This is a genomic window from Pseudarthrobacter sp. L19 (assembly GCF_050859435.1).
Lineage (GTDB): Bacteria > Actinomycetota > Actinomycetes > Actinomycetales > Micrococcaceae > Arthrobacter.
The window spans coordinates 2,983,788-3,004,455 of record NZ_CP193935.1 but is presented as its reverse complement, the minus strand read 5'-3'; the positions used below and the strand labels follow the sequence as shown (position 1 = coordinate 3,004,455).

Annotated in this window: 22 protein-coding genes and 1 tRNA gene; 11 read left to right on the top strand and 12 right to left on the bottom strand. The window is 69.0% G+C overall.

Annotation, left to right across the window (positions count from 1 at the left end; genetic code table 11):
* Positions 1 to 62 precede the first annotated feature (62 nt).
* Positions 63 to 776, bottom strand: coding sequence for a TetR/AcrR family transcriptional regulator (locus tag ACRQ5B_RS14380; protein ID WP_432398770.1), 714 nt, complete (start codon positions 774 to 776; stop codon positions 63 to 65).
* Positions 777 to 847: 71 nt separating this feature from the next.
* Between ACRQ5B_RS14380 and ACRQ5B_RS14375 the strand changes: the two genes are divergently transcribed.
* From ACRQ5B_RS14375 to ACRQ5B_RS14365, 3 genes are read left to right on the top strand one after another with little or no spacing between them, the layout of a single operon-like run.
* Positions 848 to 2,212 (top strand): acetyl-CoA C-acetyltransferase, encoded by a 1,365-nt coding sequence (locus tag ACRQ5B_RS14375; RefSeq protein WP_432394993.1) that lies wholly within the window; start codon positions 848 to 850, stop codon positions 2,210 to 2,212.
* Between the two features lie 10 nt (positions 2,213 to 2,222).
* A complete protein-coding gene (locus ACRQ5B_RS14370; RefSeq protein WP_432394990.1) occupies positions 2,223 to 3,563 on the top strand; it encodes a 3-oxoacyl-ACP reductase in 1,341 nt (446 codons plus the stop codon).
* Entirely contained in the window at positions 3,560 to 4,486 is a 927-nt protein-coding gene (locus ACRQ5B_RS14365; RefSeq protein WP_432394988.1) for a MaoC family dehydratase, read from the top strand. The genes ACRQ5B_RS14370 and ACRQ5B_RS14365 overlap by 4 nt, the downstream gene beginning before the upstream one ends.
* Before the next feature lie 117 nt (positions 4,487 to 4,603).
* Here ACRQ5B_RS14365 and ACRQ5B_RS14360 read toward each other — a convergent pair whose 3' ends face one another.
* From ACRQ5B_RS14360 to ACRQ5B_RS14340, 5 genes are all read right to left on the bottom strand, one after another.
* Positions 4,604 to 5,731, bottom strand: a complete 1,128-nt coding sequence (locus tag ACRQ5B_RS14360) for an FUSC family protein (protein WP_432394985.1) — start codon at positions 5,729 to 5,731, stop codon at positions 4,604 to 4,606.
* A gap of 111 nt (positions 5,732 to 5,842) precedes the next feature.
* Positions 5,843 to 6,982, bottom strand: coding sequence for a serine hydrolase domain-containing protein (locus ACRQ5B_RS14355; RefSeq protein WP_432394982.1), 1,140 nt, complete (start codon positions 6,980 to 6,982; stop codon positions 5,843 to 5,845).
* A 2-nt stretch (positions 6,983 to 6,984) separates the two neighbouring features.
* On the bottom strand, positions 6,985 to 8,049 hold the full coding sequence (locus tag ACRQ5B_RS14350) for a glutathione S-transferase family protein (protein WP_432394979.1): 1,065 nt from the start codon (positions 8,047 to 8,049) through the stop codon (positions 6,985 to 6,987).
* A 39-nt stretch (positions 8,050 to 8,088) separates the two neighbouring features.
* Complete coding sequence (locus ACRQ5B_RS14345; protein ID WP_432394976.1) at positions 8,089 to 8,766, bottom strand: M50 family metallopeptidase; 678 nt, start codon at positions 8,764 to 8,766, stop codon at positions 8,089 to 8,091.
* A 120-nt stretch (positions 8,767 to 8,886) separates the two neighbouring features.
* Positions 8,887 to 9,240, bottom strand: coding sequence for a TraR/DksA family transcriptional regulator (locus tag ACRQ5B_RS14340; RefSeq protein WP_432394973.1), 354 nt, complete (start codon positions 9,238 to 9,240; stop codon positions 8,887 to 8,889).
* Positions 9,241 to 9,369: 129 nt separating this feature from the next.
* Here ACRQ5B_RS14340 and ACRQ5B_RS14335 point away from each other — a divergent pair, with 129 nt between their 5' ends.
* Together ACRQ5B_RS14335 and ACRQ5B_RS14330 are read left to right on the top strand one after the other, a co-directional pair.
* Positions 9,370 to 9,849, top strand: coding sequence for a hemerythrin domain-containing protein (locus ACRQ5B_RS14335; RefSeq protein ID WP_432394970.1), 480 nt, complete (start codon positions 9,370 to 9,372; stop codon positions 9,847 to 9,849).
* Positions 9,850 to 9,994: 145 nt separating this feature from the next.
* Positions 9,995 to 10,627, top strand: coding sequence for a GNAT family N-acetyltransferase (locus tag ACRQ5B_RS14330; RefSeq protein ID WP_432394967.1), 633 nt, complete (start codon positions 9,995 to 9,997; stop codon positions 10,625 to 10,627).
* Between the two features lie 189 nt (positions 10,628 to 10,816).
* Here ACRQ5B_RS14330 and ACRQ5B_RS14325 read toward each other — a convergent pair whose 3' ends face one another.
* From ACRQ5B_RS14325 to ACRQ5B_RS14310, 4 genes are all read right to left on the bottom strand, one after another.
* Positions 10,817 to 11,182 carry a hypothetical protein gene (locus tag ACRQ5B_RS14325; protein ID WP_432394965.1) on the bottom strand — a complete coding sequence of 122 codons (366 nt, stop codon included), beginning with the start codon at positions 11,180 to 11,182 and terminating at the stop codon, positions 10,817 to 10,819.
* Positions 11,183 to 11,226: 44 nt separating this feature from the next.
* Positions 11,227 to 11,484, bottom strand: a complete 258-nt coding sequence (locus ACRQ5B_RS14320; protein ID WP_432394962.1) for a hypothetical protein — start codon at positions 11,482 to 11,484, stop codon at positions 11,227 to 11,229.
* A 49-nt stretch (positions 11,485 to 11,533) separates the two neighbouring features.
* On the bottom strand, positions 11,534 to 11,968 hold the full coding sequence (locus tag ACRQ5B_RS14315; protein WP_432394959.1) for a hypothetical protein: 435 nt from the start codon (positions 11,966 to 11,968) through the stop codon (positions 11,534 to 11,536).
* Between the two features lie 343 nt (positions 11,969 to 12,311).
* Positions 12,312 to 12,394, bottom strand: a tRNA-Leu gene (locus tag ACRQ5B_RS14310).
* 151 nt (positions 12,395 to 12,545) lie between these two features.
* Between ACRQ5B_RS14310 and ACRQ5B_RS14305 the strand changes: the two genes are divergently transcribed.
* Both ACRQ5B_RS14305 and ACRQ5B_RS14300 read left to right on the top strand, forming a co-directional pair.
* On the top strand, positions 12,546 to 13,850 hold the full coding sequence (locus ACRQ5B_RS14305) for a M20/M25/M40 family metallo-hydrolase (protein ID WP_432394956.1): 1,305 nt from the start codon (positions 12,546 to 12,548) through the stop codon (positions 13,848 to 13,850).
* 38 nt (positions 13,851 to 13,888) lie between these two features.
* The gene (locus tag ACRQ5B_RS14300) at positions 13,889 to 15,049 is read left to right on the top strand and encodes an acyl-CoA dehydrogenase family protein (protein WP_432394953.1); all 1,161 of its coding nucleotides are present in this window, start codon (positions 13,889 to 13,891) and stop codon (positions 15,047 to 15,049) included.
* A gap of 37 nt (positions 15,050 to 15,086) precedes the next feature.
* Here ACRQ5B_RS14300 and ACRQ5B_RS14295 read toward each other — a convergent pair whose 3' ends face one another.
* Positions 15,087 to 15,320 carry a DUF5703 family protein gene (locus ACRQ5B_RS14295; protein WP_290257854.1) on the bottom strand — a complete coding sequence of 78 codons (234 nt, stop codon included), beginning with the start codon at positions 15,318 to 15,320 and terminating at the stop codon, positions 15,087 to 15,089.
* 39 nt (positions 15,321 to 15,359) lie between these two features.
* Between ACRQ5B_RS14295 and ACRQ5B_RS14290 the strand changes: the two genes are divergently transcribed.
* The gene (locus ACRQ5B_RS14290; protein WP_432394950.1) at positions 15,360 to 15,635 is read left to right on the top strand and encodes a hypothetical protein; all 276 of its coding nucleotides are present in this window, start codon (positions 15,360 to 15,362) and stop codon (positions 15,633 to 15,635) included.
* A gap of 161 nt (positions 15,636 to 15,796) precedes the next feature.
* The gene (locus ACRQ5B_RS14285; RefSeq protein WP_432394947.1) at positions 15,797 to 17,233 is read left to right on the top strand and encodes a DUF222 domain-containing protein; all 1,437 of its coding nucleotides are present in this window, start codon (positions 15,797 to 15,799) and stop codon (positions 17,231 to 17,233) included.
* A 279-nt stretch (positions 17,234 to 17,512) separates the two neighbouring features.
* On the opposite strand, the gene ACRQ5B_RS14280 is transcribed toward ACRQ5B_RS14285, so the two are convergent.
* Positions 17,513 to 18,448 carry an aldo/keto reductase gene (locus ACRQ5B_RS14280; protein WP_432394944.1) on the bottom strand — a complete coding sequence of 312 codons (936 nt, stop codon included), beginning with the start codon at positions 18,446 to 18,448 and terminating at the stop codon, positions 17,513 to 17,515.
* A 51-nt stretch (positions 18,449 to 18,499) separates the two neighbouring features.
* Between ACRQ5B_RS14280 and ACRQ5B_RS14275 the strand changes: the two genes are divergently transcribed.
* Together ACRQ5B_RS14275 and mshC are read left to right on the top strand one after the other, a co-directional pair.
* Positions 18,500 to 19,333: an undecaprenyl-diphosphate phosphatase gene (locus ACRQ5B_RS14275; RefSeq protein ID WP_432394941.1), complete on the top strand. Its 834-nt coding sequence runs from the start codon at positions 18,500 to 18,502 to the stop codon at positions 19,331 to 19,333.
* Positions 19,334 to 19,348: 15 nt separating this feature from the next.
* Positions 19,349 to 20,632 (top strand): cysteine--1-D-myo-inosityl 2-amino-2-deoxy-alpha-D-glucopyranoside ligase, encoded by a 1,284-nt coding sequence (gene mshC / locus ACRQ5B_RS14270; RefSeq protein ID WP_432394938.1) that lies wholly within the window; start codon positions 19,349 to 19,351, stop codon positions 20,630 to 20,632.
* Positions 20,633 to 20,668: the final 36 nt, after the last annotated feature.

Below are 20,668 nucleotides of genomic sequence, written 5' to 3'. Positions count from 1 at the left end.
ACATCGTTCAGGTGGTGCGGTTCCGGCGCGGGGCCGGGGTGGATCGGGGGCTGGCGCTGGTGCTAGTGGTCCGGTTCAGGGGAGGGCAGGTCGGAAAGTTCGGGGGCGATGCCGAAGCAGAGCCAGTCGGTGATCTGCCGCGCCATCGCCTCCTGCCCGGGTTTGGCGGGGGAGGCGGGGCTGGCCAGCCACTGTTCGCCGGCGTTGCGGACCAGGCCGATCGCGGCGTTGGGCCAGTAGCCGATCACGGCCTCCTTGCCCGGGGCCGCGCGCAGCTGCTGGCGCATGGGGGCGGCGATCATCTCGCTGATGGCATCGAAGAAGTGGCCCAGCGCGCCGGCGGCAGCGGGCCCGTTCTGGCTTTCGGGTTCGCCGGGCGCGGACCGGGTCACGAATGTGTAGACGTTGGGGCTGGTCTCGGCCATTTGCAGGTAGGCCGACACCATGGCGTAGAGGCCCTCCCGCGGGGTCTGGGCGGCCTGGGCTGCCTCGCCGATCCGGCGCTGCATCTGGTTCAGGACCACCTCGCCGACGGCCTGCTGCAGGCCGGCCTTGTCCCCGAAGTAGCGGTAGAAGACCGACTTGGAGGTCCCCGCGGCGGCGGCGATGTCCTCCATCGAGGCCTCGCTGCCCAGGGCATGCACGGCGCGACGGGCCGACTTGATCAGTTCGCGGCGGCGTTCCTCGCGGTGCGACTGCCAGCGGGAGGCGCGCCCGTCGACGGCGGCGCCGGGCGTGCCGGAGGACGTGCCGGGCGCGGCTGGGTCAGCTTCCAGGGTGTTCACGATACCCAGCGTATCAGGTACGCTGGGTATCAGTAACCATTCAGATCCCTAGGAGACAGCCCATGCCTGAAAACGGAACGCCCGCACCCGGCCCCCAGGACTCCGCGGCGCGCCCGGCGGCGCCGGCGCAGCAGCTGCGCAAGGCCGTCGTCGTCGGCGGCAACCGCATCCCGTTCGCCCGCACCGGCGGCGCCTACGCAAAGTCCTCCAACCAGGACATGCTGACCGCGGCGCTGGACGGGCTGATCGCCCGCTTCGGTCTGCAGGACGAACGGATCGGCGAGGTGGCCGCCGGCGCCGTCCTGAAGCACTCGCGCGACTTCAACCTCACCCGCGAGGCCGTGCTGGGTTCGGCCCTCTCCGCCGAGACCCCCGCCTACGACCTGCAACAGGCCTGCGCCACCGGACTGGAGACCGTCCTGGGCCTGGCCAACAAGATCAAGCTCGGCCAGATCGACTCCGCCATCGCCGGCGGCGTCGACTCCGCCTCCGACGCACCGATCGCCGTCAGCGAGGGCCTGCGGGAAATCCTGCTGGACCTCAACCGCGCCAAGACCCTGCCGCAGCGGCTCCAGATCCTCAGCCGCATCCGGCCCAAGGACCTGGCCCCCGACGCGCCCAACACGGGCGAGCCGCGCACCGGCCTGTCCATGGGCGAACACCAGGCGCTGACCACCGCGCAGTGGAAGATCACCCGCGAGGCACAGGACGAACTGGCCTACAACAGCCACCGCAACCTCGCCGCGGCCTACGATGACGGGTTCTTCGACGAGCTCATCACCCCGTACCGCGGCCTGAGCAAGGACTCCAACCTGCGCGCGGACACCACCTTGGAGAAGCTCGCCACGCTTAAGCCGGTCTTCGGCAAGAACCTCGGCGCTGAGGCCACCATGACTGCCGGCAACTCCACCCCGCTGACCGACGGTGCCGCCACGGTGCTGCTCGCTTCCGAGGAATGGGCCGACGCCCACGACCTGCCCAAGCTCGCCACCGTCCTCGACGGTGAGGCGGCCGCCGTCGACTTCGTCCACGGCAAGGACGGCCTGCTGATGGCCCCCGTCTTCGCCGTGCCGCGCCTGCTGGCCCGCCACGGACTGACCTTCGACGACATCGACTTCTTCGAAATCCACGAGGCCTTCGCCGGCACCGTCCTCAGCACGCTCGCGGCCTGGGAAGACGAGGAATTCTGCCGGACCCGGCTGGGACTCGACGGCGCGCTGGGCACCGTGGACCGGGCCAAGCTCAACGTCAAGGGCTCCTCGCTGGCGGCCGGCCACCCGTTCGCCGCCACCGGCGGACGGATCGTCGCCTCGCTGGCGACCATGCTGCACCGCAAGGGCACCGTGGACGGCCGCCCCGCCCGCGGCCTGATCTCCGTCTGCGCCGCCGGCGGCCAGGGCGTCGTCGCCATTCTGGAAGCACACTAGGGGGAACCGGATGACTGACAAATACACCCAGTTCGTGAGCCGCGGCCTCGGCCGTGACATCGCGAAGAAACTCGGCCTGCCGCAGCCGGTGGAACTCCGCCGCTATCGGCCCGGCCAGCCGCTGATCGAGGGACCCATCCTGGTCCAGGGCGCCGGTACCGGTGCGGACGAGCTCGCCGCGGCGCTGCTGGCGTGGGACCTCGACGTCCGCCGCCACGCCGTGCCCCGGGAGAAGCTCGGCGCCATGATCCTGGTCCTCGACGAGGCCGCCCGGCCCGAGGACCTGGAACGGCCGGTCCTCACGGCCGCCGCCTCGCTGCGGGACCTCGCCGCCGGCGGCCGCGTCGTCACGATCTCGCGTTCTGCCGCCGAGGCCGCGGATCCGGCCGCCGCAGCGGCCCGGCAGGGAGTCGACGGCCTGCTCCGGTCCCTCGCCAAGGAACTGCGCGCCGGGGCCACCGGCAACGGCATCGTCCTGACCGACGGCGCCCGGACCACCAGCCCCGGTACGCTCGGCGCCCTGCGATTCTTCCTCTCCGGCCGCTCAGCGTTCGTGGACGGCCAGTTCCTCACCGTCACCTCCGACGCCGGCGAACTGCCCGCGGACCCGGAGAAGCCGCTGGCCGGCAAGGTCGCGGCGGTCACCGGCGCGGCGAGGGGTATCGGCGCAGCGATCGCCCGCACCCTGCACCGCGACGGCGCCACCGTGATCGTGATCGACATCCCCGCCGCCGGAGACCACCTCGCGGCCGTCGCCAACGAGGTGCACGGGACCGCCCTGCAGCTGGACATCACCCGCGAGGATGCCGGCCAGCGGATCATCGACCACGCCGTGCAGCGCCACGGCCGGCTCGACATCGTGGTCCACAACGCCGGCATCACCCGCGACAAGCTGCTGGCCAACATGGACCAGTCCCGCTGGAGCTCGGTGATCGGGGTCAACATCGCCGCGCAGTTGCGCATCAACGAGGCCCTGCTCGCCTCCGAGCACTTCCGGACCTCGCCGCGGATCGTCTCGGTGGCTTCCACCAGCGGCATCGCCGGAAACCGCGGCCAGACCAACTACGCCGCTTCGAAGGGCGGCGTGATGGGCATGGTCCGGGCCACCGCACCGCTGCTCGCCGAACACGGCGGGTCGATCAACGCCGTCGCCCCCGGCTTCATTGAAACCGAGATGACGGCCAAGATTCCCTTCGCCACCCGCGAGGTGGCGCGCCGCCTGAACTCCCTGCAGCAGGGCGGCCGGCCCGGCGACGTGGCCGAGGCCATCGCGTTCCTGGCCAGCGACGCCGCCGGCGGGATCTCCGGGGAGGTGCTGCGGGTCTGCGGCCAGAACCTGGTGGGAGCATGAGCCCGGCCCCTGTCCTGCTAACGGAGATGCCCTCGCTGTCCAAGCTGTACGTCAACGCTGCCGCGTCCGCGGCGCGTCGTCGGCTGCTCGGGGCCCACGGCGGCACCGCGCTGCCGGCCGAGAGCCACGAGGTCCGCGGGGTGCTCGCCGGCGTCGACAACCTGACCGCTTATCAGCACCTGATCGGCGAGACGGCCAGCGACATCCTGCCGGCCGGTTTCATCCACGCCCTGGCGTTCCCGCTGGCCATGTCCGTGATGAACCGGGACGACTTCCCGCTGCCGCTGCTGGGCATGATCCACCTCGAGAACACGGTGGAGCAGTCCGCGCCGGTGCTCTTCACCGAGCCGCTGGACATCCGGGCCTGGGCGGAGAACCTGCGCGGCCACCGGGCGGGTACCCAGCTGGACCTGGTGGCCGAGGTCCGCGGGGCGGGCGAGGACGGCAACGCCGCTGACACCGTCCGGTGGCGGGGCGTGTCCACCTACCTCGCCAAGGGTGTGTTCCTGCCCGGCATCGACAAGCCCTCCACGGCCCAGGCGCCGGCTGCGTTCACCGCGCCGGACCCGACGGCGCTGTGGCAGCTGGGCGTGGACACGGGGCGGGCCTACGCCGCGGTTTCGGGTGACTTCAACCCGATCCACCTGAGCGTGCTCAGCGCCAAGGCCCTGGGCATGCGTCGCTCGATCGCGCACGGGATGTACTTGGCGTCCCGTGCGCTGGCCGACGTCGGCGCGGCCAAGGGCGACGCGTTCCGCTGGGACGTCCGCTTCGAGGCCCCGGTATTCCTGCCGGCCCGCGTGGCGCTGGACATCAGCACCACGCAGGCGGAGGAGGGCACCTGGCAGGGCTCGGACTACGTGGCGTGGAGCCCGCGCTCGGGCCGGAAGCACTTCAGCGGTTCCGTCACGCCCCTGGCCTGAGTGGCCTGATGGGCTGGGCCTGAGGGTCCGCCAACGACGACGGCGGCCGTCCCCGAGGTGGGGACGGCCGCCGTCGTTCGTTAATTAATCCCGGTCCGGGCTCTCTGTCCCAAGCCTTCAGTCCCGGGCGGCGGACTTCACAACCCGGAGCATGCGGTGCAGGCTCAGTAGGACGGACTCGACGGCGTTCGGGGCCCCCGGGGTGTGGTCCCCGTCGGAGACCTGTCGCGTCAGCGCTTCGACGGCTCTGTCCGCCTCGGCAATGCGCTCGGCCTGCCGTTCGGTGTCCTCCTCCTCGGTGGACCGGAGGACGTCGCCGACGCGGGCCATGGCGGCGGCGAGCGGCACTTCCTGGCCGGACGGGATCACGAACGGGTGGTCGGTTGCCCAGATGACGTCGGAGAGGACCTGGGTGACGTCCTGGATGTGGAAGGTCAGCCGTTCGAGGTCGCGCAGGTCCCGGTAGTCCGCATCCACGTCGCGGGGGTGCAAACGCCGTCGCGGGTTTGCCCGCCGGCTCGCGTCCGCCTTCTGCACCGCGGCACGGACGGAGCGGGTGTGGGCGGCGAGCGCGTCGGAGCGTCGGGACCAGTCCTCGTGTTCGGGCGGCCAGTTCTCCTCCAGGGCCGTCGCCATGTCCCACAGCTGCCGGGCCAGGGCCAGCCGCAGTTCGGCGAGGCTGAGGGCGGCGGCCTTGAAGTGCAGGGGCGGGAAAACCAGCAGGTTCACCACGATCCCCACGGTCACGCCGACCCCCATCTGGAACAGGTAGCCGAAGGAGAAGCTGTCCGGGTTGTGGCCGCCCACCAGCAGCACCAGCAGCGCCGCCGTCGGAATCCAGTCGCTGCCGGACCCGATCTTGGGCAGGCCGGCCAGAATCACGCCCAGGCCCATCACCAGGGCCACGGTGAACGGGCTTGGCTGGCCGAGGCTGAAAAGCATGAAGGCCAGGCCAATGCCGATCGCCAGGCCCACGAGGGTCTGTACCCCCTGGCGCATCGAACCTGACACGTTCTCATACATGGCCACGAGGGCGCCCAGCGGAGCGTAATACGGGTAGTCAGCGGCGGAGCCGGGCATGAACGGTGCGATAGCGAAGGCGATGCCCGCGGCCAGCGCAGCCTTGATGGCGAGCTGAAGCCGCGGCCACAGCAGGGCCGCGGACACGCTGGCCCGCACCGCGCGAAGCGCCTTGTCGAACCGGGAGGGGTGGCTTGCGCCGTCAGAATTCTCGTCACTAGCCATCCGGCCCACCCTAGGGTCCGGGGCGGCCTGCGACAACTGGACTAACCTCCGGGCGCGGCCGGGCCCGCCTGCCTTCGCGGTACGTCCCAGCTGTGTAACTCAGCCTGCGCCTCAGCCGTCGGCGGCGGCGCAGGCTTGCCGGACGGCCGTGGACAACCGCTGCGCCCGGCCGTTGGTGCGGCCCTCCTCGGGGCGGTGCGGAACATAGCCGAAGCCGATCCCGTAGGCCGGGTCCGCGTAGCCGAGAGCGGCGTTGGCACCCTCGTGCCCGAAGGCGAGGGCACTGCCGAAGTCGCGGTCCGGCTGCGGTTTCATGAAGACGACGGCGAACGCGTTGCTTTGCGCCGAGCAGCGGTCCAGTCCCCACACCTGTTCCTCTGCCATGACGCCGACCGTGGCGGAAGTCAGGAAGGCCGGACCGCCGTCGACGCCGGTGAGCGCCGCGGCGTAGAGGCGGGCCAGCCCGTCCGCCGAGCCCACGCCGCCGGCGCTGCTCATGCCGCCGGCGCGGATGGTGCGGTGGTTGGGAAGCTCCATGATGGTGCTCACCGGCGCGTTGCTGGTGATCCCGTCCAGGCTGAACGGGTCCGCCGGCGGCTCATCGTCATAGGGGACGTCCACGTAGCGGGGCTCCTGGTCCCCGGGAAGGCCCAGGAAGAAGTCCACGCCGTGGGGCCGCCGGATCCGTTTGTCGAAGAGTTCCTGCAGGCTGGTCCCCGTCACGCGGCGGCAGATTTCTTCCATCAGGATCCCGATGGTGAGGGCGTGGTACCCGAAGGCCGTGCCAGGACGCCAGAGCGGCACCTCGGCGGCGAGCCGGCGCCCGCCCTCCGCCGTCGGGAAGTCAGCCAGCGGCAGGCCGCCGCGGATTCCCGGCACCCCGGCCTGGTGCGAGAGGCACTGCCGGACGGTGAGGGTGTCTTTGCCGTGCGCCCCGAATTCCGGACAGTAGCTGACCATCGGTGCGTCCAGGTCCAGCACGCCGTCCTGGACCAGCAGCGCGATCACCAGGGCGCCCGCACCCTTGGAGCACGAGTACGTGCCGGTGATGCTGTCCGTGGCCAGTCCCGGCCCGCCGCTCAGCCCGAGGACCAGGGTTCCGTGCCGGTAGACGGCCAGTTGGGCGCTATAGGCGGGGTCTTCGGCCAGGAACGTGTCGAAGAGCTCCCGGACGGCCGCGAACTCCGGTGCGGCGTGGCCGGTGGAAGCGGAGGAGCCGGGTGAAGGGAAACCGGGGTGTTGTTCCGCCACGGTCAAGCCGCGCCGTGGCCCGGGGCGACCTCTTCGCCGGCCTTGACGGGTCCCGGCGGCGTGCCGTTGCCGAAGGGGCGGCCGCCCAGTGCCTCCCGGCCGTGCGGAGTCCGCCAGACGGAGGTGTCGGGTCCCTTCGGCACGATCCCGGTGGGGTTAATGTCCTCGTGGACGATGTAGTAGTGCTGCTTGATCTGGACGAAGTCCGTGGTGTCGCCGAACCCGGGGGTCTGGAAGAGGTCGCGGGCGTAGCCCCACAGGGCCGGCATCTCGCTGAGCTTCTGCCGGTTGCACTTGAAGTGGCCGTGGTAGACGGCGTCGAAACGGGCCAACGTGGTGAAGAGCCGGACGTCCGCCTCGGTGATGGTGTCTCCCACCAGGTAGCGCTGGCCCGTGAGGCGTTCCTCCAGCCAGTCCAGCGCCGTCCAGAGCCGGTCGTAGGCGGCATCGTAGGCCTCCTGCGAGCCGGCGAACCCGCAGCGGTAGACGCCGTTATTGACCTCGGTGAAGACGCGCTTGTTCACGGCGTCGATCTCCTCCCGAAGGGCTTCCGGGTAGAGGTCCGGAGCTCCTTCGCGGTGGAACTCGGTCCACTCGGTGGAGAAGTCCAGGGTGATCTGCGGGAAGTTGTTCGTCACCACTCCGCCGCTCGGAATATCCACGATCGCGGGGACGGTGATACCCCGCGGGTAGTCCGGGAAGCGGCGGAAGTAGGCGTCCTGGATCCGCTCGATGCCGAGCACCGGGTCCTTGCCGTCCGGGTCCAGGTCGAAGGTCCAGGAGCGGGAGTCGTGGGTGGGTCCGGGCTGGCCCAGGGAGATGACGTCCTCAAGCCCCAGGAGGCGGCGGACGATGACCGTGCGGTTGGCCCAGGGGCACGCCCGGGCGGCGATCAGCCGGTAGCGGCCCGCCTCCACCGGCCAGCCCGGTTCGCCGTTGGCGCCGGGGGCACCGTCACGGGTAATCCGGTCCTCGATGTAGTTGGTGTCCCGGGTGAACTCTGCCCCTCCGGTGACATAGGCGCCCTTCGTGCTGAAGGCCTGGTCCGTCGTCGTCTCTTCGCTCATGCCCCCAGCCTAAGCCCGGGTGGACCGCGTTCCGGCAGCCTAGCCGGGCAGCGCCGCCAGCACCGGACCCATGGGCTGCCAGGCGGCCCACCACGCCGCCGCAACGACCACCGCGAACAGCACCAGCCACACGGGCGCAGGAATGCGGGTGGCCCGCGCCAGCAGGTAAGCGTCCGACGTTGAAAGCCGGCTGCGGTGCCGGGTATGGACGGCGGCAAGCTTGCCGAGGTCGCGGACGGCGGCGACCAGGAGGGCCAGCCCCAGCCCGATCATCACGTGGCCAATGAAGGCCGGGGGTACGAAGAGCACCAGCAGCACCGCGGCCAGGACGGCCACCGCGGTGATCAGGATGCCGATCCCGTTGCGGAGGAAGAGGAAGGAGGCGATCAGGATCAGGGTCCCCACCGACATCGCGGCCGGCCCCCAGCCGGTGAACCCGCAGCACACCATGGCGGCGCCCACCACGGCGGGGACGGGGTAGCCCCAGAACGTGGACCACACGGCGGCGAGCGGACGGCGGCTGTAGCTGGTGGTGGTGCCGGAGTGATCCAGGCTTAGCCGGATGCCGCCGAGCCGCTGCCCGGTCATCAGCGCGGCGAACGCGTGGCCGAGTTCGTGGGTGACGGTCGCCAGCAGGCCGAAGTAACGCCAGCTGGCCCGGGGGATGGACACGGCGACGGCGACGCCGATCACCAGCCACAGTTCGGTGGCGGTCACGACGGGGAGGGGGCGTGGCCGAACCCGGCGATGATGCGGTCCCACCAGGTCCCGGCGGCGTCGGCTGCCGTGAGGTTCAGCAAGGGGGCGGCAGCGGCGGCTGTCGGATGCATGAAGGGGCTAGGCCTTTCCGGAGGAATGGGTGATGCAGTACGGAGTCCACGGCCGGGCCTCGAGCCGGCCCTCGGCGATGGGTCCGCCGCAGACGTCGCAGATGCCGTAGCGGCCCTCGTCCATCCGCAGCAGCGCCGCCTCGATCTGGGCGAGGCTGTCGCGGCTCTGCGCCATGAGGGCCGAGGCCTGGGAGAGTTCGAAGGCGATGGTCGAGCCCTCGGGGTCGTGCTCGTCGTCGACGTTGGCGTCCTGCCGCGCCGCATTCACGGAGCTGATGTCCCGGCGCAGCGCGGGGAGCAAGGCCAGTTTCCGGTCCCGCTCCTCGGTCAGGAGGCGCCGGAAGTGTTCGAGGTCAACCATAGGCAGTAACGCTAGCGCGGCGGCCCGGGAACAACCCAAACACGGGCCCAACGGTCCTGTCCTCCGCGCGGGCCCCGGACCTACAGTGGGCGCACCGTCCCGGAACGTCCTACGGGAGAGGGAGATGCCATGACCACCGACGACGACGCGGCCCTCGCCGCCGTCACTGCCCACCACGCCGGGATGCACCGGCGCCTGGAGAAGCTCACGGAGACCCTCATCCATGCGGTGGCTGCGGGGGACACGGTAGGGGAGCACGAGGCGCATGCCGTCCTGGTCGAATGGTGTGAGGACGAGCTCGTCCCGCATGCGCTCGCAGAGGAGGACGCACTCTACGCAGGGGCGGGTGCGCTGCCGGAGGGCAAGCTGCTGGTCGACGGGATGCTCGCGGAGCATCGCGTGATCGTCGGCCTGCTGGAGGAGTTGAGGGCCGCCCACGGCGTGGCGGCCGCCGTCGTCGCCGGTGCCCTGCAGCGCGTCTTCACGCTGCACCTGGACAAGGAAAACCGGCTCCTGCTGCCGCTGATCGCGGCCGCTCCGGGCCTCAGCCTGGCCCACAGCGTGGCGGGCCTCCACGAGCTGCTGGGCGAGGCTCACGGGTCTACCTGAACCGCCCGCCGGAGGGTCCGCCAGCGTGTCGTTGCGCACGGTGCCACCGGGGTGATAATTTCTCTTGCCGCCGCAATTCTGCACACAAAAAACGGCCTTCGACACCACCCTCCCCGTCGCTTCACCGCGCACGAGAAAGGCCGCAATGGCGCTGCTCATCCCCGACACTCTGCCGAGCCTGGAAACAGTCACCGGCAGGTTCGTCCTTGCACCGTTTACTGCGCTGGACATCGAGCCCCTGGCACGGCTCCTCGGCCAGGAGGTGATCTGGTCCCAGGGCTTCAGCGACAGCGAGGCCCGGCCTGTGGGGGAGGTCGAACTGACCGCCTTCGTGGAACGCCGGTTCTCCGGATTGCAGATCTTCTCGGTGTACCAGAAGCTGCCCGAAGGCCAGTCCCGGTTCGTCGGCACCACGGGTATCACCTCCTACGACGGCGGCACCGAGTGCGTGAAGATCGGCCGCACCGTGCTGGACCCTCAGCTATGGGGCGCCAAGGTCAACCACGAGGTCAAGATCACGCTGCTGGACTGGCTGTTCTCCTGCGGTGCGGGGCGGATCGAGTGCGACGTCGATGCCCGCAACCAGCGTTCCCTCTCCTCCCTGGTCCGCTTCGGCTTCACGGCAGAGGGCACCCGGCGCCGGTCCTCCCGCAACCTTCAGGGGTTGTGGCGCGACTTCGTCATCCTGTCGCTGCTGACCGAGGAGTGGCCCGGCCTTCGGCCCCGCGTGCTGGCTGCGCTGTCCGGGCAGGACGCGGCGGGGCTGCTGGGGGTCTAGGGGTCGTGGGCGGGACGCCGGAGCTGGCAGGACGTCGAGACGCTCTCGGACCGGCCCTGCGTAGTGGTAGTCCCGCACCGGCCAGGACTCCAGCGATGAGAAGTCGGAAGCCTTCGCCAGGTCGTGCTTGATGGCGCCGGCGCCGGCGAACTGGCCGCGGATCTTCTCGGACACCTCGGGCGTTTGTCTTTAGTCTGTGCTCGAGGACGGTTCGGGCCATTTCCAGCGGCCGTCGGGTTCGATGCTGTAGGTCATCTGGCCGAAGAGCATGTCGCTGGTGCCGGCCGTGTTTCCGCCGTGCTCCGCGTACAGTGCCCTGACTTTCGCGCCGCGGCGCTTCAGGTACCGCACGCTCAGCCACAGCGCCGCGATCAGGCACAGAAAGGGGATCCCGATGAGTGCCCACTGGCGGACGCCGGCCCAGTAGAGGATCAGGAACGGGACCACCGCTCCGGCGGACGTCTGGATAATCAGTCCGATGATCATGGAGAACCGGAGGTCCCAGTCGGCCGGACGGTTGTGGATGTCGTAGAGCTTGTCCTCAGGTGAAGTCACGGTGTCTTTCCTATCAGGAAGTGGCGTCACCTGCCCGCCGCGGGTCATACCGCGGTAGCCCAGGACCGGAATATCCGGCGCTGGAAGAGTTCGTCGGGAACCCACTTCCAGAGGTCGTTCCCGGGTTCCTGGCCGGCCAGGATGGAGGCCACGACGCCGGAGGGATTGGACAGGTGGTAGGCAGCGGACCACGACGGTCCGGCGCTGATCAGATGCCATGACCCGTCGGCAGAGAGACCGCCCTCGATGACGAAGCCCGGAGGCTGGTGCCAGACCGTGGAGTTAGCAGTTCGTTCTTCCACGCCGTCATGTGTGCGGAGGCCGCCAAGAGGCTCACCGCCGCACAGCGCCCTACTTGGCCGGGATGGGGTCGGACTCGGTGTAGGTGTCCGGGAGGGTGGTGGTCGCTCCGGGGAAGCGGAGCGGCTCCGGGACGCCGCGGGTCTTGCGGTTCCGGTGGGCGCGGTATTCCTTCTGGAGCGACCAGAGGCAGTAGGGGAGGAAAAGACCGAAGATGGCCACACCCCACAATCCGCGCCACCAGGGCTCACCGCCGTTGACGGTGGGCTCTGCGATGCCGTAGATGAAGAAGGCAACCCAGAACAGGAAGAACAGAGAGGCCGGGAGCGTGGTCCACCAGTGGCGGCTGCCGTTGGGCGGGCCGCCGATCTCGTCCTTGGCGTAGCTATGCAGCATGCCCCTGTCGGTCCGGTAGAGGATACGGGCCTCGCCGCGGGCAAGGGCCCTCTCGTGTTCGGCGCGGACCGCCTCGTCGTATGCACTCACATCAGCTGTCATTATCGGTTCCCCCAGGTTGGTGATCTTTATTCGGTGAAAAGCGGAATGCCCGGCGCCCTGTGGGTGCCGGGCATTCCGGGTTGTCTAGCCTTCGAGCTCGTCGTAGATGCGGATGGACTCGGCGACGGGGCCTTCGTCGACGTCGGCGTGTTAGGTGCTGCTGGCCATGGTGTCCCCCCGTGGATCGGTGCCTTGTAGGTCGCTCCTGCTAAACCTAATGTGTGCGGAGGGATACGGGCTGCTCTCCGCCGCGTGGGCGAAGCCCGAGTTCGCGTAGGTGGATGCAGAAAAAACCCCTGGAATCCTTGGATTCCAGGGGTTTTCCCTTGTGTGCGCGGAGGGGGACTTGAACCCCCACCCCCTTTCGAGGACTAGCACCTCAAGCTAGCGCGTCTGCCATTCCGCCACCCGCGCAGGTGGTATTTCCGGGAAGATTTCCGCCTCTCAGCGTTTTGCTTTTCTCGGAAGCAGCGAGAAAGACTCTAGCACGCAGATTCGGAAAACAAATAATCGGGGCTTGTGGGTAGGCTGAACGGAGCACTGAGCCACTGCCACGAGGAGCGAGATGACGAACATTCGGCCCGAAGATGAAGTCGTCCGGATCTGCCAGGAGCTGATCCGGATCGACACCTCGAACTATGGTGACGGATCCGGTCCGGGGGAGCGGGCCGCGGCCGAGTACACCGCCGGCCTCATCTCCGGGGTAGGGCTGGAACCCGAGATCTTCGAGTCCGCCCCGGGCCGGGCCAATGTCGTCACCCGCATGGCCGGCGAGGATCCCTCCGCGTCCGCCCTTGTGGTGCACGGCCATCTCGACGTCGTGCCGGCCCTGCGCGAGCAGTGGTCCGTGGACCCGTTCGGTGCCGAGCTCAAGGACGGCCTGATCTGGGGCCGCGGCGCCGTGGACATGAAGGACATGGACGCCATGATCCTCTCGGTCCTGCGTGACTTCGCCCGCACCGGCCGCAAACCCAAGCGCGACATCATCTTCGCGTTCTTCGCCGACGAGGAGGCCGGCGGCGCGTACGGCGCCCGCTACGCCGTCGACAACCGCCCCGAACTCTTCGAGGGCGCCACCGAGGCCATCTCGGAGGTGGGCGGCTTCTCCGCTACCATCGGCGGGCAGCGCACCTACCTGCTGCAGACCGCCGAGAAGGGCATCTCCTGGCTGCGCCTCGTGGCCCACGGCCGCGCGGGCCACGGCTCGCAGATCAACACGGACAACGCCGTGACCCGGCTGGCCGCCGCCGTCACCCGGATCGGCGAATACCGCTGGCCGATTGAGCTGACGCCCACCACCCGCCAGTTCCTCGACGGCGTCACCGAGCTCACCGGCGTCGAATTCGATCCCGATGATCCGGACAAGATCCTCAAGGAACTCGGGACCGTGGCCCGCTTCGTCGGCGCGACCCTGCAGAACACCACCAATCCCACCCTGCTCAAGGGCGGTTACAAGCACAACGTCATCCCCGAGTCCGCGGAGGCCCTGGTGGACTGCCGCACCCTGCCCGGCCAGCAGGATCAGGTCCTCGAGATCGTCCGCGAGCTCGCCGGCACCGGCGTCGATGTCAGCTACGTCCACAACGACGTCTCCCTGGAGGTCCCGTTCGCCGGGAACCTGGTTGACTCCATGATCGACGCCCTGCACTCCGAGGACCCGGGCGCGAAGGTGCTGCCGTACACGCTCTCCGGCGGCACGGACAACAAGTCGCTGAGCCGGCTGGGGATCACCGGCTACGGCTTCGCACCGCTGATGCTGCCGGACGAGCTGGACTTCACCGGCATGTTCCACGGCGTCGACGAACGAGTGCCGGCCGATTCGCTGAAGTTCGGCGCGCGGGTGCTGAACACCCTGCTGACCAACTACTAGACGCCACCGCCGCCCCCGACAGAAGGCCCCTGCACGCCATGACACCCGAAGAAATCCTCCCCGACGCGCTGCTGGAAAAGATCCGCGCCCGGGCGGCCGGCTACGACCGCGACAACGCCTTCTTCACCGAAGACCTGCAGGACCTGGCCGACGCCGGGTACCTGAAGATCTTCGTGCCGGCGTCCGACGGCGGGCTGGGACTCGGGCTGTCGGGTGCGGCGCAACTGCAGCGGCGGCTCGCGACGGCGGCGCCCGCCACCGCGCTGGCGATCAATATGCACCTGGTGTGGACCGGCGTCGCCCACGTCCTGGCCGCCCGCGGGGATTCCTCCCTGGACTTCATCCTGAAGGAGGCGGCGCAGGGGGAGATTTTCGCGTTCGGGAACTCGGAGGCCGGCAACGACTCCGTGCTCTTCGACTCCCGCACCGAGGCCGCCCCGCAGCCCGGCGGCGGTTACGCCTTCACCGGGCGGAAGATCTTCACCAGCCTCTCACCGGCCTGGACCCGGCTGGGCATCTTCGGCAAGAACGCCTCGGCCCGGGACGGCGAGGGCGAACTGGTGCACGGTTTCATCCACCGCGATACCCCCGGCTACCGGATCCTCTCTGACTGGGACACGCTGGGAATGCGCGCTAGCCAGTCCAACACCACGCTGCTCGAGGGTGCCGTGGTGCCGCCGGAGCGGATCTTCCGGAAACTGCCGGTCGGACCCAACGCGGACCCGCTCATCTTCGCCATTTTCGCCTGCTTTGAGACGCTCCTAGCGGCCGTGTACACCGGCCTGGGGGAGCGCGCGCTGCAGCTGGGCGTGGAGGCGGTCAAGCGGCGCACCTCCTACAAGAACGGCGGCCGCAGCTACGCCCAGGACCCGGACATCCGTTGGAAGGTCGCGGAGGCGGCGATGGCCATGGACGCCCTCTACCCCTACCTCGCCACGGTGGCGGCCGACGTCGACGCCCTCGCCGACCACGGCGGACAGTGGTTCCCCAAGCTGGTGGGCGTCAAGGTGCGCGCCACGGAGACCGCCCGCACAGTGGTGGACTTGGCGATCCGCGTTTCGGGCGGGTCCAGTTACTTCCGCGGCTCGGAGCTGGAACGGCTCTACCGGGACGTACTGGCGGGGATGTTCCACCCGTCCGACGACGAGTCGGCGCACAACACGGTGGCCAACTCGTGGCTGGGGCCGGTGGAGGGGTAGCGGGTTCTTTGGGGCCGCTTAGAGGTCTTTGGGGGTCTTAGACGGTCCGCTGGACCTGGATGACCTTGCGGCGGAGCCAGAAGCGCCGGCTCCCGCCGACGTAGAGGACGCTGCGTTCCAATTCCCACTTGCCGTATTCGGAGTGGGCGGCCAGCAGGCGGCGCGCCTCGGGCAGGGAATCCTCAGGGCTGACCGTCAGTACGAGGTATTCGTACTGCCGTGCGTAGTCCCGTTCCCGACGGACCGAGCTGTTCAGAAAATGTTCCCTCATCGCTCTCCATTTTCGTCTTTTTCGGGCTAACGTGAAGTCATGAGCATCGATCCGCGTGTCGCGCTTCAGTCACTCACTTCCGCTTTGGAGGAGCATCTGGCCGCCGCAGCGTCGAAGCGTGGCGACGGTGATCCGGCGGTGGAGGCGGCTTTCTTTGCCGTTGCCGATGCCTTTGAAGTCTACGACGACTCCCTGTACGAAGCGTACGGCGAAGTCACGCCGTTGGAGGTCCTCGACGAGGACGATGACGAAGATGACGACGACGAGCGTGAGTCCGTCGACGACGAGGAAGACCTCGAACTCCTCCAGGACTAGGGGAGACCCCTAACTCCACGGCTGGGTTTCCCGCCCAGCCCGCCGCGTCAGCGGTCAATAATGTCAGACCCCCTTGGCATCGTTAATGCATGGGAACTCCCTTCGCGGTTTCGCTTTTTCCGGCTTACCGGCCGGTCAATGACGGGCGCGGCGGTATTGCGTTGGGGGATATCGCCGCCTCGCTGCGGGACGTTTGTGCGTCCGCTGTTGACGACGCCGGGCTCCTGGGTTTCGCCGAGGCGGCGGCTTTCGCCGGGGACGTGGAGGAGCTCGCCCGGTCGGTGGAGTTCCTGCAGGTCGTGGCGGCGGGCGCGGTCGACCGAACGCGCACCCAAGCCGCGGCAGCAGACTCAGCCGATGCTTCTGAGCGGTCAAAGTCGGGGCCGGAGGGGGACGGGTGCCGGCGGACCACGGACTTCCTGCGGGACCGTTTACGGATCAGCACCGCCGAAGCCCACCGCCGCCTGTGCCTTGCCGGGGAACTCCTGCCCAGGGTTGGGCTGACCGGCCAGCGAATTCCAGCCGTTCATGAGGAACTGGCCGCGGCGTTCGCGGGAGGTGAGGTCCCGTCCCGGTCTGCGACCATCATCACGCAAGCACTCGACCGGGTCCGGCTCCTCGCCGACCCCGCCACCGTGACCCGTATGGAAGAAACCCTCACCACTGTCGCTGCGGTTCACGACCCGGACTTCCTGACCCGGGTCGCCCGCCGCTGGGTCGAGGGCCTCGACCAGGACGGCGCCGAACCCTCCGAGGAACTCCTCCGCCAGTTACAGGGGGCGTTCATCCGCCGTCCCCGGCACGGTCTTCAGCACCTGGAAATCTTCGCGACCACCGACCAGTTCGAACATCTCCTCACCGTCATGAACACCGCCACCAACCCCCGCACCGGAACCAATCGCGGTACGGGGACGCCGGCCGGAGGCGGGGACGCTTTCGCCGCCGAACCCGGTGTGCCCGACGAGCGGCTCGATCTCCGGACCCGGCCGCAGCGGCTCCTTGATGGTTTGGTTGGCGCCTGCAAGGCCGCCCTCGCCACCGGTGGACTCCCCGCCACGGGCGGCCTCCGCCCGCAGGTCATGGTCACCATCGACTACCGCGACCTCCTCACCCGCCCTACGGCGAGTTCTGGACCTGCCTCTAAGAGCGTGACAGCGTCCGGGCCCCTCGGGCTGGCCGGGACCGGGTCGCTGGCCTTCACCGGACCCGTCACCGCTGCCACCATCCGCAAGATCGCGTGCGACGCGGACATCATTCCCGTGCTCCTCGGCAGCGAGGGCCGGATCCTGGACATCGGCCGGACCAGCAGAATTTTCCCGCCCCACATCCGCAAAGCCATCGCCGCCCGCGACAAGGGCTGCACCTTCCCCGGCTGCACCATCCCAGCGCCCTGGTGCGAAGCCCACCACATCGACTATTGGTCCCGCGGCGGCCCAACGAGCACCGACAACGGCGTCCTGTTGTGCTCGCACCACCATCACCTGATCCACAAAGAACAATGGACCATCCAATCCCGCAACGGGACTCCCTGGTACATCCCGCCACCCCACCTCGACCCCCACCAAAAACCCCGACAAAACCACTACTTCAGACAATGAAGGCAGGGATCGGAAGGTATGAAAGCGCCGCCCCACGTGGAGAAAACGGGAAGTGCGGGCTGAGAGTTGCCTACAAATCGTGCAAGACGAAAAGGCACGTGCCCAGGGCCGGCACATGACGGATGATCAGTAGCGGGCCAGCATCGTGAGAGGTCGCTTGCCCTCGGCCATAGGACGGGCCAGGGTTGGTAGCCAAAGAGCGGTGGCGATCCAAGATCGACTGTCTGCGGTGCCCGCCGCAGTGGATCAGCGACGGACGGAGAGGAGCCTGGCCTGGCACTACGCCGGGCTGGAGACGTCCTCGAGTGCTACCGCGATCTCCGGCGGCAGGGGTGCGAGCGGGGCGTCGAGGATTTCCTTCAGCTGCACCGGGGTGCGCGCTCCCACCACCGCTGTCGCCACGCCGTGCTGGGACAACAGCCAGCTCAGGGAGACGTCCAGGATGCTGCGGCCCAGGCCCTTCGCCGCCATGGCAACCGCCTCGACCACGCTGGAGGCGCTTCCCTCGAGGTACGGCTCCACATAGGCGGCCAGCTTCGACTGGGCGGCGCGGGAGTCGGCCGGGATGTGGCCGCGGTACTTGCCCGTCAGCACGCCGCGTCCCAAGGGAGCCCACGCCATCAGGCCCAGGCCGGCGTCCTCCACCGCGGGAATCAGCTCCCCCTCGGCCTTGCGCTGCAGCAGCGAATACTCGGCCTGGCTGGCCACCAGCGGGAACCCGGCCACCGCCGCAGCCTTGGCCGTCTGCCAGCCGGAGTAGTTGGAGACGCCCGCGTAGCGCACCCGGCCGGAGCGGACCGCGTACTCCAAGGCCGCCAGAGTCTCATCCAGCGGCACGTTGGGATCCCAGGCCTGGGCGAACCAGAGGTCCACATAATCGGTGCCCAGCCGGGCCAGCGAGGCGTCCAGGCTGGAGAGGAGTGCGTTGCGTGAGGTGTCCACGCTGTGGCGGGCACCCGACGTCGTCAGTCCCGCCTTGGTGGAGATGACCACCTCGCTGCGCGCCACGACGTCGTTGAGCATGCTGCCGAGCATTGCCTCGGCCCGGCCGCCGGCGTAGGAGGCCGCGGTGTCGATCAGGGTGCCGCCGCCGTCGACAAAGGTATGGAGCAGGGCAGCGGCATCCTGCTCATCGGTCTCACCGGCCCAGGACATGGTGCCAAGGGACAGGGACGAGACACGCAACCCACTGTTGCCGACATAACGCTGCTGCATGCCTGCAAGCTTACGGTGCTTCGGCCGGCCGTACCGGTAGGGTCTATAAACGTGAACTGGATAGAAGCGGCCTTTCTGGGCCTTGTGCAGGGACTGACTGAGTTCCTCCCGATTTCCTCAAGCGCCCACCTTCGAATCGTCGGGGAGTTCCTCCCGGACGCCTCGGACCCCGGAGCCGCCTTTACCGCCATCACCCAACTGGGCACCGAGACCGCCGTGATTGTCTACTTCTGGCGCGACATCGTCCGGATCGTGAAGGCGTGGTTCGGCTCGCTCACCGGCAAGGTCTCCCGCCAGGACCCCGACGCACGGATGGGCTGGCTGGTCATCCTCGGCAGCCTCCCCATCATCGTCCTCGGCCTGCTCTTCCAGGACCAGATCGAATCCGTGCTGCGCAGCCTCTGGATCGTCGCCACCATGCTGATCGTCTTCGGCATGATCCTTGCCGTGGCCGACGCCACGGGCCGGCAGGAGCGCGACCTCAGCCAGCTCACCTACAAGCACGGCATCCTCTACGGCTTAGCCCAGGCCCTCGCGCTCATCCCGGGCGTGTCCCGCTCCGGCGGCACCATCACCGCGGGCCTTTTCATGGACTACACCCGTGAGGCCGCCGCCCGCTACTCCTTCCTCCTGGCCATCCCCGCCGTCTTCGGCAGCGGCCTCTACCAGCTCTACAAGGTGCTCACCAAGGAAGGCCTCAGCGGCCCCTACGGCCTCCCCGAAACCGGCCTGGCCACTCTGATCGCGTTCGTGGTGGGCTACGTCATCATCGGCTGGTTCCTCAAGTACGTTTCCACCCGCAGCTACCGGCTCTTCGTCTGGTACCGCATCTTCCTGGGCCTGGCGCTGTACCTACTGCTCGGTTTCAATGTCATCAGCGCCTAGCACTAGGCTTGGTCTGTGAAATCCTGGACCTCCCGCCCCGTTCCCCAACTGCCGGGCGCCATGCCCGCCGTGCGTCTCTTCGATACCGCCCAGGGCGGCCCCGTAACCCTCGACGCAGCGGGGGAGCAGTCCATGTACGTCTGCGGCATCACGCCCTACGACGCCACCCACATGGGGCACGCTGCCAGCTACGTCGCCTTTGACCTGCTCAACCGGGCATGGCGCGACGGCGGCCAGAAGGTCGCCTACGTCCAGAACGTCACCGACGTCGACGACCCCCTGCTGGAGCGCGCGACGGCGACCGGCGTCGACTGGCGCGACCTCGCCGCCAGCCAGATCGAGCTCTTCCAGACGGACATGGAGGCGCTCAACGTCCTCGCCCCGGACTACTACATCGGCGCGGTCGAGGCCATCCCGATGATCGTCCCCGCCATCGAATCCCTGCTTGAGCGCGGCCTGGCCTACCGGGTTGTCGGCACGGACGGCGAGCCCGACGGCGACGTGTACTACGACGTCGAAGCCGCCGGCAAGCACTCGGCCGAGGACACCGATGCCTGGACCCTTGGCTGCGTGTCGCACCTCTCCGACGCCGAGATGCTCGAACTCTTCGCCGAGCGCGGCGGCGACCCGGGCCGCGACGGCAAGCGGCAGGCCCTGGACCCGCTGCTCTGGCGCGTGGCCCGCGACGGCGAGCCCCGCTGGGCCGGCGGCGAGCTGGGGGAGGGCCGCCCCGGCTGGCACATCGAGTGCACCGTCATCGCGCAGAAGTACCTGCCCGCACCGTTCACCGTCCAGGGCGGCGGCTCGGACCTGGTCTTCCCGCACCACGAAATGGGTGCCGGCCACGCCTACTCCCTGACCGGGACGCCGCTGGCGAAGCACTTCGCACACGCCGGAATGGTGGGCCTGGACGGCGAGAAGATGAGCAAGTCCAAGGGCAACCTGGTGCTCGTCTCCAAGCTCCGTGCGGCAGGCGAGGAACCGGCCGCCATCCGCCTCGCCATACTGGCCCACCACTACCGCAGCGACTGGTCCTGGACGGCCGAAGGCTTCGAGGAAGCCAAGCGCCGCCTCGACTCGTGGCGCAAGGCGCTCCAGTTCGCGCCCTCCGGATCCGCCAAGGCCCTGATCGAACAGATGCGCGCCGCACTCTCGGACGACCTCAACGCCCCCGAGGCACTGGCCGCCGTCGACGCCTGGGCCGGTGCCGCCCTGGCCGCCGGAAACACCCCGGCCTCGGCCACCGACGCCGCCCTGGTGTCCGACGCCGTCAACGCCCTGCTCGGCATCGAGCTCTAGGCGACCGCCAACGCAAAAGCGCCGGCGAGCCTGTGA